Here is an 11887-nt window from a genome sequence, read left to right on the forward strand (position 1 = left end):
TGAAGGATACCCAGTATCCTGACTTTTGGCAACTATTATTTATGAAACACCCTCAATTAATTGTAGGAGGGATTTGTAATCCCGATCAGGCACACGCCACAGAATTACCCGATTAAATTCTTAATCTTCATCCGTGTGCCGTAGCCGTCTAAGGCAATGGAGAAAATATGAAGAGATTTTGCCTAATCATCTGTCTATTGATGTTAATCTTGAGCCAACAGTTTCTATATGCACAACAACTGCAAGTTAAAGAGGAATCTGTTGAAGATTTTGTTAAATTAGAAATGCCTTTAGAAGAAGCACTCATCAAAACTACGTTTGTCGTTCGGTGGTTAAGTGGAGATGGAAGTACTGAAGTAAATTTTCAAGGTGAGAACGTAATCCGCACCCCTGATTACATAGAACTCCGCATACCGTATGAAGATGATAGCGGCAGGTACAGTTCTTATAAGATTCTAACTGAGTATGCAGTTGAAACGAATCGGTACATTTTTGTCCCTTTAGACGACTGGGGTGGGGGTTCGGGAATCTTTAGGAGTCTCCACGCGATTGACAAAAAAACGCTCAGAACTGTTGAGGAAATCGCGTTAGGGGGTCGATCCGGGATCTGGGGACTGACTGCCGCCGATCCAGCCACGAACACGATCGCTATGACTTATATAAGAGAAGAGGATTGGCGCGGTAACCTTACAGATTCCCTCGATAAAGCAATCACAGGACATCTGAGAATGATAGAGGGTAAACTTCGAGATGTGGCAGGTCCGCGAAGTCCGATCCCACCTGATATGGCGTTCTTTAGGGCAGGCAGATTTTTTAGGATGGGAAGCGACAAGCGGGAAAAAGATGCCGAAACAGATGAGAAGCCACATCACAACGTCCACCTCGATGCGTTCTATATGGACAAATACGAAACGACAAATGCACAATATAAGGAATTTATTGATGCGAACCCACAGTGGCAGAAAAATCGTATCCCAAAAAAATATCACGATGGAGATTATCTGAAGCATTGGAATGGAAATGATTATCCACCCGACAAAGGCAACCACCCCGTTGTTTATGTGAGTTGGTACGCAGCAATGGCTTATGCAGAATGGCGCGGGAAACGCCTGCCGACAGAAGCAGAATGGGAGCGCGCAGCACGGAGTTCTTGGCATTGGCGTGCCATTAATGCGGACACAGCAAACTATGGTGAAAATGTCGGCGATACGACACCCGTCGGAATGTATCCTCTGGACGCAAGCGGGTTATACGATATGGCAGGCAACGTCTGGGAATGGTGCCTTGATGAATACAATCCCGACTTTTATTCTGTTTCTCCACCTCATAATCCTGTTTCCGGTGGCACTGTGGATACTATCGTATCTGATTGGATGAATATTAAAAGCGTTCGTGTGTTGCGCGGCGGCTCTTGGGTTAGTGATGCGAAGTTTGTGCGGGTTTCTGATCGGACAAGGTTCACGCCGAAAATCACGAACAAGGCTCGTGGATTCCGTTGCGTTAAGCCTGTAACACATTAGTGAGGAGTTGGCGAATTGCGAAGAAACCAACATCTTGCAATTAACTGTCCAGTAGAGTATAATTCAATTCTATAAGGAGGATGCAACATAATGGATGTTAAAGACGCGATTCTTTCACGACGGACTATTTTTAAGTTCAAACCGGAACCGGTGCCGAACGATGTCATTGAACAGGTTTTCAGTTTCGGAATATGGGCACCCAATCACCATGTTACGGAACCGTGGCGTTTCACTGTGATCGGTGAGGAGACAAAACTAATCCTTGCAGACCGCTACCGAGAGATTAAAATGGAGGATACACCCGACCACGTTGATGCTGAGAATCTCGCCAAAATCGGTGAACTGGCTTACGAGAAGTTTATGTCTAAGCCGACGATTATTGCGGTATCATGTATACAAGAGGGCGATGAACAACGCCGCCGCGAAGACTACGCCGCTGCCTGTTGTGCGATGCAGAACGTGCAACTCGCTGCATGGGATGCTGGGGTCGGGATGCAGTGGAGCACCGGTAGAATCACATTTGAAGAACAGACGTATCAGTTGTTAGGCATTGATTCGTCACAGGAGTATATCATCGGCTTCTTCTACACGGGTTACCCCGCCGACATTGGGCAACCGAAACGGCAACCGGCGGGCGAGTTTATCCGCTGGGTCGCATAATGTGTTACCGCAGTTGACATTATGTTTCAACGTATTAGAGACACTCTCAAAAGAGAGCGAGAACTTAAAGCCCAAGTCAGCGCGGAAGCCAGAGCGGAAGGTAGAGCCGAAGGCAGAGCGGAGGCTTACCGAGAGATGGCTGAGTGGAATAGCCGAAGGTTGGCAGCGGAGGCGCGCGGTGAGAAATTCACGGAGCCGCCTCCCGGGGCACCTTAAATCACTAACTGGTACGCTGCCTTAGCATTCTGCCAAAAATACTTGGCTTTCACTGCGTCGCCTTTCGCGCTGAAATAGTCGTTCACAATCTGTTGCACGACTTTATATGGGGCGAAGCGTTCGGATACGGGCCAATTGCTTCCGTAGATGAGTCTATCCTCACCAAACGCCTCCCATAAGACATCGATTATTGGGGTGTAATAGGCGACATCTGTCGGTGCGGGGATTTGTCCGGTATTTTCTGCCAGAGCCGAAACTTTGCAGTAGATGTTTGGATAGCGAGCGACTTCGTTGATTGCGGAGACCCACCCCGGATCGGGTGGCTCTTCTGATATGCGCGCACCAGCAATGTGGTTGATAACGAGGCGCATCTCCGGTGTATGTTCAACCAGTGTCGGCAGTGTTGATAACATTCCGGGATTAATCAGTAGATCCAGGGTGAGTTCTTTGGCTGCCAGTTTCTCAATATTCGCTAAGAACGTGCTGTCACCGATCGCCTGTAGATGTCCGCCACCGAGGCGTATCCCGCGGAAAAGTGGATTTGCAGAAAACCGATTCAAGTTATCCTCAAAGTCTGGGTCGTCGGGTTCTAAGTGTCCAACGAATCCGACGATGAAAGGCTCGTCTGCAGCGAGATCCAGAATCCACTGGTTATCCTCAAGCCATTTGCTTGCCTCAACAACGACGGTGCCTGTCGCTCCTTCAGGAACTGCGAGTGCTTTGTAATCGTCTGGCATGACGCGTCGGTAAAGCACATCGTCATCCGGATTGGGCCATGGCACACCTTCAGGTCGTGTTGGATCGTAGAAATGTGTATGTGTATCAATAATCATAGATATTCCTCGGAAAGTTTGCAAATGTGTGAAAGTTTGGAAGTTTGCAAGTTGCAAGGGTTAAAGGATTGGAAGATTGGAGGACAGCGTCTGCCCATCCTTCCAACGAAGTTCTTTCCATCTTTTCGCCCTTCCAATTTTTTCCTTTCTTGTTTTTGCGACTTTGTACCTTTGGTAATCCTTTTAATAGGTTTGCTGTTCGGCTGTAATCCGTCTGATCAGACGCAGCAGCAGAGACGGGAACTTCAACGTGATGCCTTAAAACTCAGAATGGGGCAGGCACTTAATCCGACAGATGCGGAGGGACATATTCAACTCGGCAATGTCTACCGTGAGTTGGGTGAATATGAGAAAGCGATAGAATCTTTTCAAAACGCTATCGCGCTTGATGACGAACATCCGCACGCCTATAACAACCTCGGTTTGGTCTATACCGATACCCGCCTATTTGCGCTTGCGATTGATATGTTCCTCGCTGCACTTGAGTTGTCTCCCGGAAATCCCGCCTTCTACAACAATCTCGGCTATGCTTACGACCTAACAGATCAGTTCGAGGAAGCACTCGATGCCTTTCATAACGCCCTTGAATCAGAACCGACCTTTGTTGATGCCTATTACAACCTCGCGGATGCCTATCTGCACCGCGAGATGTATCAGGACGCTATTAAGACTTATGAGGCAGGACTCGAAATAGAAGAGGGCGATGCTGATGTCTATTTTAACCTCGGACTCGCTTACGAGGAGAACGAGGAATCTCTTTCCGCTATCCAATCCTACGAAAAAGGTTTATCTCTTGATGACAGTGACGCGGAGGCTTACTATCGTCTCGCGCAGGCATATCAAAAAAATGGCGATCCACTTATGATGCGTCGTTATTTAGAGATATTCTTGGAGCGGGCAGAGGGTCTTCCTCATCTTGAAGAGCAGGTCCGCACTGCTGAGCAGCTGGTTGATAAGTAGCATCCCTCCTTAAAATCAGCAAAAATTCCGACTTCATTCCGTCCGGGTTCTTATTCTTCCGTGCGCCGAAGAGTTTCCGGGTTTTAATCCTGTCCTCATAAACTTTCTCGAACACAAATCCACGCTCCGTGAAATACTCCGCCAATATTCGCCAGAGTTCAACCGTTATGCCATCAATCCGTGGGTTGCCGACAAAGATGCAAGCAGCTGCGTTTGGTTTCAATTGATTCATCGAATTTTCAAGGGCATTGATTGTATGGCAGAAATAGGAGTCAAGCCGTTTGTGGAGGTCGTCCCGAGTGAGCATTTCTCTGACTTTGTCCAACGTTTCGGTCTGAATCATCCTATCTGCCTTCCGATACGGAATCTCAAGCCGTGATAATTCTTGAATCTCCTCCTCAGTATGCCCTAACCAAAAGAGGTCCATCTTCGTAGAGCGGATATATTCTTGTGCTTGGAGGTAGGGCGGTGATGTGATTAGCGCGTCACATTCTCTTGGCACAGTGGCATAAGATGAATCAACGCCTCCCTGCCAGTGTACCTCTGGGGATCCCTCGTTTTGATGTTGCTGCGTGTGCATCACGAAGTCGTTAAGGCTTTTTAATGTTTTCAGGGAGAGGCTGTAAAGCATCTCATCTAACTTTTCTCTCCAATTTTCCTTGAGCAGTTCTTCTATGGCACTTAACTTACGCTTGGATTTGGCAAGTTTCGGTGTTCTGTCCTCTGTATAGGAGAAACGTTTGCTCGCCTTTAACAGTGCTGATTTGATAATGGTAGAATAGACCCCACCGTCCGTGTTATTGATGAAACCCCAATAGCATGACAAGACCTCTAACATTTCAGGGGCGTACCAGTAGGCAACATTTGACCAAGCAGGTGTGAATTGGTGACGACTCTCTTGCATTCCCTCTAACAGTTTGCACAAATCCGCTTCATTTAACCTATCTGTCCCGCGATAAATTTTCAGTGGCATGATATGATTTAAAAGTAGGTTGAGATCGAGTAGAACGGCGTTGCGTTTGCACAGATACGCCTCGACACCCACTGTTCCTGAACCTGCGAACGGATCAACAATCCAATCCCCTTCTTTTGTATAGGTTTTAATCGCGTACCGAACGATCTGTGGGATAAATTTCGCAGGATATGCGAAAATAGCGTGTGTCAAGTAGCCGGTATCGTTGATTTCAGGGACGAGTTCTCGGAACGAAACCAACTCTACCCCGTCAGAGGTCGTTTCCTCTTTTGAGGTTTCAAACTCGGTATCTATGGGAAAGAGCGTGAATTGTTCTTCCAAGTTTCGGTTTTTCATGTGCAAACGCATCAAAAAGTTATTGCGATTCTCCCACTTCTCTTGCGCCTTCAATTTCTTCCTCTGTCAGTTGGAAGTCAAACACCTCCTCCGCTTCTTCCGTTCCCTCAATTTCTTCTTCTGTCAATTGAAAATCAAAGACTTCTTCCGCTTCCTCAACCGCTTCCGTAGGCACAGTGTTTTCGATTTCGGCTGTGGGTTGTGGTGCTTCTTGTGTTTCAAGTTTCGGTGAACTCGCACCGAGGATTGTCAGTCCTACAATTGCCACAACAGAGACACTTGTGACCGTCAACGCGATTGGGCGTTTCCAGAGGACAGCGCGCTCGCTTCTGTCTAAGAACGGGAGGAGGAGCAGTAGGACCATACCGACCGTCGGAATTACAAATGTTCCAATGATTTCAAGGGGACCTTGGAAGTACTTCAGCAGTTGGAATAGGAACAGAAAATACCATTCGGGGCGCGGGTCGTAATCAGCGTTTGTCGGATCGGCGACATCTTCAAGTGGAACAGGGACGAACAGCGCGACGCATGCTAATACCACAAAGAGAATGAGCATTCCAACAACGTCTTCAAAGACCTGATGCGGATAGAAGGGTTTCCCCTCCTCTATAGGTTGAGAAGGCATTTCTTCTGGCGTATTCTGGGGTATGCCTGAGGAGCCGTAATATCGGACGAAGAAGAGATGCACGCCGACCAAACCAAAGGCTAACCACGGCAACCAGATCGTGTGGAGTGCGTAAAACCGGGACAGTGTCACCGCGCCTATCTCCGCTCCGCCGCGTAAAACCTTCGCTACGAAATCGCCGAGGACTGGGGCAGTACTGGCGATTTCGACCCCTACGACCGTCGCCCAATACGCTTTCTCATCCCATGGAAGAAGATAGCCGGTGAACCCAAAGCCGAGTACGACCAATAGCAGCAGAACACCGAAGATCCATGTGAGTTCACGCGGTGCCTTATATGAACCGTAGAGAACAACACGGAGCAGATGCAGAAAGACGATAATGACCATCGCGCTGGCACCCCAATGGTGCAAGCCACGCACGAACGCGCCGAACGGAACCTCTTCGCTGATGTAAGTTACCGCGTTATGGGCATGCTCCGGTGAGGGCGAGTAGTATAGTGCTAAAAACGCGCCCGTAGCCGCCTGAAGTAGCAGCAGAAACATCGCCAAGCTACCCAGTGAGAAGAGCAGGTTGATGTGTTTCGGTAAAGGTTTGCGTAAATGCTCGGAGAACTCCGTTAGCGGGAGGCGTTCTTTGAGAAATTCCCTCATTACGTTTCCTTTACATATAAAATGCCTGCTTCGACTTTGGTTTCGAGTTTCTGCAAGGGTTCCGGCGGCGGACCAGCGACAACTGCTCCATTCTTATCAAATATGGCACCGTGACATGGACAGAGAAAGGAATCCTGTTTTTCGTCCCATCGGACGAGGCAACCGAGATGTGAGCAGGTTCGCGAGAAAACGCTCCACTCCCCGTTACCAGTATCGGTTACGTAGACGGAGCGTTTCTTCGTTGCTTGGACCCAGCCGTCTTTCGCAGTGAAGGTATAGTCTACCTTTTTAAAGCGGCTGTTTTTGAGCCGATCGGCGAGACCCAAGTCAACCCATTTTGACTCCCCTTTTTTGAAAGCGGGCGAAATCGCAAAGCCGATGAGGGGAATGCCTGCTGCGAGGCTTAGCACTCCCCCGATAATAGCACTTGCGATTCCTAAGAATGAGCGTCGGTTTCCCCGTTTCTCCATCCGTTTCCTCCTTTTGATTAAACATCTCGGATGTGTTGCGAGCTCCATTTGCACACGCTAAAGACAAGGATAATAGCACAAACTTTGCGGATGTTGCACATCTGGCACAAACTATAAAGTTTGCGCTACATTTATCAAACTCACGTTACTTCGCTTTTTTAGGCTTTTGCCACGTTTGCCCTTCAAATGGTCTACGCAGATCGTATTTGCCTTCGACTAAGACGGGGAGCGTGCCGTCGTTAACCATGAGTTCAAGGGGTAACTCTTTCGTTTCCATCGGCATTGTAACGACATTTTTGATGCGCAACGATTCATAGATAGCCATCATGATTTCAAGCGTGTAGCGTGCTTGAACGCCGCTGCCGCGATGGTCAGAAATGTCCCCTTCGATCCACTCGATGAGTTCATCGTACTGATTTTTCATTTGTGGAGGTGGTGTAACGCTTTGCCAACCCTTCGCGTCTCCGTTTTGGAGCAGAATTGTGCCGTCAGGTCCGTTACGAATTTGTCCCTCTGTTCCAGCGATTCTGGGCATGGAGACTGACGGTTCCGGCAGATCGCCTTCGTAGATACCGCGTGCGCCGCCTTCAAAACAGACCAAGCCCATACAGAGGTCCTCACAAATCGTGCGACGTTCCCACCGATCGCTCTCGCGGGAGGTCTGTCCGATGACCCACAGTGTTTCAGGATCAGACAGAATGAATCGCCACCCATCGATGGCGTGTGTGCCTGTATTCAACAGTCCTGCGTGCCTTTTGGCACTGTGGTGGACAGTTGTTGGTTCACCAATCGCTCCGGCAGCGACGAGTCTGCGTGTCTCTATATTTCCAGGCGCGAACCTGCCTTGGTGACCGATGACAAGCTTGACATCGTTCTCTTCACAGGCAGCAATCATAGCGTCAGCTTGCCCGAGTGAAGCTGCCATGGGCTTCTCACCGATAATCCCTTTCACACCTGCTTTCGCTGCGGCGACCGTGGCTTCCGCCCTCGGTCCCTGCCATGTTGTAACGCTGACGATGTCCAAATCCTCTTTTGCTAACATTTCGTCAACGTCGGTGTAGACAGCGGATACATCGTACTCGTCTGTGATGCGTTTTGTTGCCTCTTCGTAGATGTCCATTATTGCTACGACTTCTGCCCTGGGATGTGCCGTCCATGCTCTGGTGTGGGACCTGCCCATTCCGCCGCAGCCAATGATTCCGACACGGTATGTCTGATTTGCCATCTGTTAATCTCCTTATTTTGGTATTCAAGCAAATTCCTAAAACCGTGCTGACTATTCTATCACTCCCTCACTGTTTTTGTCAAATTTTTCCCTAAGATTCCCGAGACATCCATGTTTTTATCTCTTAGCCTTGTCCCTATTTTGTAGGCGAAGGATCAGCCGCTACCCGTTATTGGGAACGGGTGGCTACTAATACCATATCTGATTGACTATTTCTCATCAATATGTTATTCTCTGCTACATGATTTCTAAAGGAGTGAAGCGTCGATGAATAAAAAATTGCCAGACATTGGGGAAATCCGCAAAAGCTCCCTCGCCAGCGGCGGTGGGGTGTTTGTTCCCTGACGACCTGTAAACATATTTTCGGATTTTACTATAAAAACGATAACACTTTTCGCCAATGCTCGTTAAGAACAATGGCGAATAAGTTTCAATCCCCATATATTTTTTGGGAAGTAATTTATCGAAAATTTTGACGGTTTTTCGGAGGAGTGCCTATGAATCGAAAAAAAATTGCGGTTATTGATTTGACGACTAACAAGAGTCGTCATTCTTTATACGGACGTGTTATGTATCCGAACTTTGCAAGTATTATGCCTCAAGCAATAGCGGTCTGGTGTAGGGCAGAAGGACACGATGTTACATTTGTATGTTATACGGGTCATGAAGATTTAATTGAAGATTTGCCAGATGACCTGGACCTCGCAATTATCGGGACCTTTACGCTCGGTGCACAACTTGCTTATGCCTTAAGCAACCGCCTTAGGTCGGAAGGTGTCATCACTGTATTAGGGGGTCCACACGCGCGATGCTACCCGGAGGATGCACAGCAATACTTTGATTACGTGCTGGGTTTTACGGATAAAACCGTCATTAGAGAAGTCTTATCTGATTGTTCAAAATATCGTCCGATTGGTGCCTATATGGCTGCGAAACAACAACCGGTGGAACTTCCGAGCGTCCGTGAGCGTTGGTCGTTTATTGAACCGATATTGCAAAAAGCATGGCTTTTCAAGGGCATCCCGATGTTAGGAAGTCTTGGATGCCCGTATACTTGTGCTTTCTGTATTGATGCGGATATCCCGTATCAACCGCTCGATTTTGATGTTATCAAGGAGGATCTCCGTTTTCTTTTGGCTCAAGTCAAGCATCCTATAGTCGGCTGGCATGATCCGAATTTCGGGGTTCGATTTGATGACTATATGGGTGCGATTGAAGAGGCGATACCGCCAAATAGCATCCGTTTCATTGCCGAAAGTAGTTTGTCGCTGTTGCCTGAGCGACATCTCAAACGTCTCCAGAAGAATGGGTTTAAAGCGATCCTACCGGGTATTGAGTCGTGGTTTGACCTCGGCAACAAATCAAAAACAGGTTCAATGATGGGGATGGAGAAGGTCCGAAAGATCTCTCATGAGGTCAATACTATCTTGAGATATATCCCTTATGTTCAAGCTAATTTTGTGTTCGGACTCGATACCGATGAAGGTGCGGAACCTTTTGAATTGACGAAACGATTTGTAGATATGACTCCCGGCATATATCCAGCCTACAATATCGTTACCGCTTATGGAAGGGCCGCAGTACTGAATCTCGATTACCAACGTGCGAATCGTGTTATACCGATACCGTTTCATTTCATGAACAATTTATGCACGAACGTAAAACCGAGTAATTATTCATGGACCGAATTCTACACATATATGATTGATTTAAACGATCACGCGTTCTCATGGAAATCGATTGTAAATCGTTGCAGAGTCAATAAGGAGCCGATTCCACGATGGACGAATGTTGTAAGAGGTATAGAGGCGCGAGCTGGTAAAATGAAGATGCATAGAGAAATGCTTCGGCAATTTGATACCGATCCGAAGTTTCGCGCTTACTTTGAACAGGAAACAACAGAACTCCCGCAGTTCTATGTAGATCGCATACGAAATGACCTGGGTCCGTTATGGGAGTGGCTTCCAGAGGGTGCTTTGCATTACGATCCGAACGCTTATCTCAAATCGGAGCAGAGCAGGGCTTTAACTATAGCAGACAGCCCGACGGGGCAAAATCGGAAGGAGATATGAGGAGAATGGTTGTCGGTTTTCAGAAGAATAGCCGTCAGCGGTCAGTAAGGGAACGCGGTATAGACTTATAGACTACACGGAAAGAGAGGACATCATCAAATGGCAGACTATGAAGATAAGGGTTCACAGATTCGAGTGACAAACCTTGAGGCTTTCCCGATGGGTGTGAAAGCCTACGTCAAGATTGAAACGAACATGGGTGTTACGGGGTGGGGCGAGATCAATAATATGGAGACAACCGTCACCTGTGCGTTGGCGCGTTCGTTGTCGGAAATGATTATTGGTGAGAACCCGACGCGTATTGAACATCACTGGCAACGTCTGTTCCGCGCGCATCGCAACATCCGGGGTGGTGGGTTGATGGTGCATACGATCTCCGCTATTGATATGGCGTTGTGGGATATTGCCGGAAAACTCTGGGGTGTGCCGGTCTATCGCCTACTTGGAGGTCCCTGCCGCGATAAAATTTGGAAGTATCCGAGTCCGAAAGCGATTAAAACGGGACCGGGAGGTTCTAAGCCGTTTGCAGGTTCCCCTGATGAGATCGCGGATCTCGTTCAGCGGGTGCGGGACGCGCGGGAGAGGGTCGGTTCCGACGGTGCTGTTATGTTTGATGCGCATAGCTGCTTGCCACCACCTATCGTCAAACAGTTCGCGAGTTGCTTACAGCCCGATGACCTCCTCTTTTTAGAGGAAGCGTGGGTTCCGGGCAATATCGAAGTGATGCGCAAAATCAGGGAGTCCGTTCCTGTACCACTGGCGACAGGGGAGCGCGACCGCACAATATGGGAGGTTCGTGAAATCCTTGAGGCGCAGGTGATTGACATCCTTCAACCCGATGTTGGACACGGTGGGGGCATTACACAGGTTAAAAAGGTCGCGGCACTCGCGGAAGCGCATCACGTCCCGATCGCACCGCACTGCACGATGTCCTACCTCGGTCTCACTGCGAGTTTTCACTTATCCGCTGCTGTGCCGTTTTTCCTTATCCACGAAGGCTATGAGAACGTCCTTCCAGAGGGTGTTGCTCGCAAGACGTGGGAGATGGACGAGGAGGGCTATGTGTCGCTTCCTGAAGGCCCCGGTTTAGGGGTCGAGGTGGATGAGGCAAAGGTTATTGAAGTCGGACAGGAGGAGGGTAGACGTTTCACTTGGCCGAACAGTCGATTGGCGGATGGCTCCATCGCCGATTATTAGAAGCGTAAACGCTTCTTCTTTGCTGGCGAGGTTTCCTGTAGAGGCACCCCTTGTGGGTGCCCGTAAACTTGCTCCACTACAATTTTTTTTATATACCTAAGTTGCCACCTGTTTGTGCACATAGCACTCCGCTGGAGTGCAAGAAGTTG

General features: G+C 48.4%; 11 protein-coding genes. 6 read left to right on the forward strand and 5 right to left on the reverse strand.

What is annotated here, in order from left to right; all coding sequences use genetic code 11:
- Positions 1 to 167: 167 nt before the first annotated feature.
- From OXH39_20270 to OXH39_20280, 3 genes are all read left to right on the forward strand, one after another.
- Positions 168 to 1520 (forward strand): formylglycine-generating enzyme family protein, encoded by a 1353-nt coding sequence (locus OXH39_20270; GenBank protein MCY3552801.1) that lies wholly within the window; start codon positions 168 to 170, stop codon positions 1518 to 1520.
- A gap of 90 nt (positions 1521 to 1610) precedes the next feature.
- Positions 1611 to 2180: a nitroreductase gene (locus OXH39_20275; GenBank protein MCY3552802.1), complete on the forward strand. Its 570-nt coding sequence runs from the start codon at positions 1611 to 1613 to the stop codon at positions 2178 to 2180.
- 21 nt (positions 2181 to 2201) lie between these two features.
- Positions 2202 to 2396, forward strand: coding sequence for a hypothetical protein (locus tag OXH39_20280; GenBank protein ID MCY3552803.1), 195 nt, complete (start codon positions 2202 to 2204; stop codon positions 2394 to 2396).
- On the opposite strand, the gene OXH39_20285 is transcribed toward OXH39_20280, so the two are convergent.
- The gene (locus OXH39_20285; protein ID MCY3552804.1) at positions 2393 to 3229 is read right to left on the reverse strand and encodes an amidohydrolase family protein; all 837 of its coding nucleotides are present in this window, start codon (positions 3227 to 3229) and stop codon (positions 2393 to 2395) included. The genes OXH39_20280 and OXH39_20285 overlap by 4 nt on opposite strands.
- Positions 3230 to 3400: 171 nt before the next feature.
- Here OXH39_20285 and OXH39_20290 point away from each other — a divergent pair, with 171 nt between their 5' ends.
- Complete coding sequence (locus OXH39_20290) at positions 3401 to 4189, forward strand: tetratricopeptide repeat protein (GenBank protein ID MCY3552805.1); 789 nt, start codon at positions 3401 to 3403, stop codon at positions 4187 to 4189.
- Here the strand turns inward: OXH39_20290 and OXH39_20295 are convergent.
- From OXH39_20295 to OXH39_20310, 4 genes are all read right to left on the reverse strand, one after another.
- Positions 4089 to 5498 carry a DNA methyltransferase gene (locus OXH39_20295; protein MCY3552806.1) on the reverse strand — a complete coding sequence of 470 codons (1410 nt, stop codon included), beginning with the start codon at positions 5496 to 5498 and terminating at the stop codon, positions 4089 to 4091. The genes OXH39_20290 and OXH39_20295 overlap by 101 nt on opposite strands.
- 19 nt (positions 5499 to 5517) lie before the next feature.
- Entirely contained in the window at positions 5518 to 6774 is a 1257-nt protein-coding gene (locus OXH39_20300; protein ID MCY3552807.1) for a cytochrome bc complex cytochrome b subunit, read from the reverse strand.
- Complete coding sequence (locus tag OXH39_20305; GenBank protein ID MCY3552808.1) at positions 6774 to 7244, reverse strand: ubiquinol-cytochrome c reductase iron-sulfur subunit; 471 nt, start codon at positions 7242 to 7244, stop codon at positions 6774 to 6776. The genes OXH39_20300 and OXH39_20305 overlap by 1 nt, the downstream gene beginning before the upstream one ends.
- Positions 7245 to 7389: 145 nt before the next feature.
- The gene (locus tag OXH39_20310) at positions 7390 to 8469 is read right to left on the reverse strand and encodes a Gfo/Idh/MocA family oxidoreductase (GenBank protein MCY3552809.1); all 1080 of its coding nucleotides are present in this window, start codon (positions 8467 to 8469) and stop codon (positions 7390 to 7392) included.
- 497 nt (positions 8470 to 8966) lie between these two features.
- Between OXH39_20310 and OXH39_20315 the strand changes: the two genes are divergently transcribed.
- Positions 8967 to 10541 (forward strand): radical SAM protein, encoded by a 1575-nt coding sequence (locus OXH39_20315; GenBank protein MCY3552810.1) that lies wholly within the window; start codon positions 8967 to 8969, stop codon positions 10539 to 10541.
- Positions 10542 to 10640: 99 nt separating this feature from the next.
- A complete protein-coding gene (locus OXH39_20320) occupies positions 10641 to 11738 on the forward strand; it encodes a mandelate racemase/muconate lactonizing enzyme family protein (GenBank protein MCY3552811.1) in 1098 nt (365 codons plus the stop codon).
- Positions 11739 to 11887: the final 149 nt, after the last annotated feature.

The sequence above is a fragment of the Candidatus Poribacteria bacterium genome (assembly GCA_026702755.1).
Classification (GTDB): Bacteria; Poribacteria; WGA-4E; order WGA-4E; family WGA-3G; genus WGA-3G.

Bases quoted from the DNA above. Each gene is read 5' to 3' on its own strand.
- OXH39_20315 (MCY3552810.1), top strand. From the start codon at position 8,967: ATGAATCGAAAAAAAATTGCGGTTATTGATTTGACGACTAACAAGAGT.
- OXH39_20305 (MCY3552808.1), bottom strand. From the start codon at position 7,244: ATGGAGAAACGGGGAAACCGACGCTCATTCTTAGGAATCGCAAGTGCT.
- OXH39_20320 (MCY3552811.1), top strand. From the start codon at position 10,641: ATGGCAGACTATGAAGATAAGGGTTCACAGATTCGAGTGACAAACCTT.
- OXH39_20295 (MCY3552806.1), bottom strand. From the start codon at position 5,498: ATGAAAAACCGAAACTTGGAAGAACAATTCACGCTCTTTCCCATAGAT.
- OXH39_20310 (MCY3552809.1), bottom strand. From the start codon at position 8,469: ATGGCAAATCAGACATACCGTGTCGGAATCATTGGCTGCGGCGGAATG.
- OXH39_20285 (MCY3552804.1), bottom strand. From the start codon at position 3,229: ATGATTATTGATACACATACACATTTCTACGATCCAACACGACCTGAA.
- OXH39_20300 (MCY3552807.1), bottom strand. From the start codon at position 6,774: ATGAGGGAATTTCTCAAAGAACGCCTCCCGCTAACGGAGTTCTCCGAG.
- OXH39_20270 (MCY3552801.1), top strand. From the start codon at position 168: ATGAAGAGATTTTGCCTAATCATCTGTCTATTGATGTTAATCTTGAGC.
- OXH39_20275 (MCY3552802.1), top strand. From the start codon at position 1,611: ATGGATGTTAAAGACGCGATTCTTTCACGACGGACTATTTTTAAGTTC.
- OXH39_20280 (MCY3552803.1), top strand. From the start codon at position 2,202: ATGTTTCAACGTATTAGAGACACTCTCAAAAGAGAGCGAGAACTTAAA.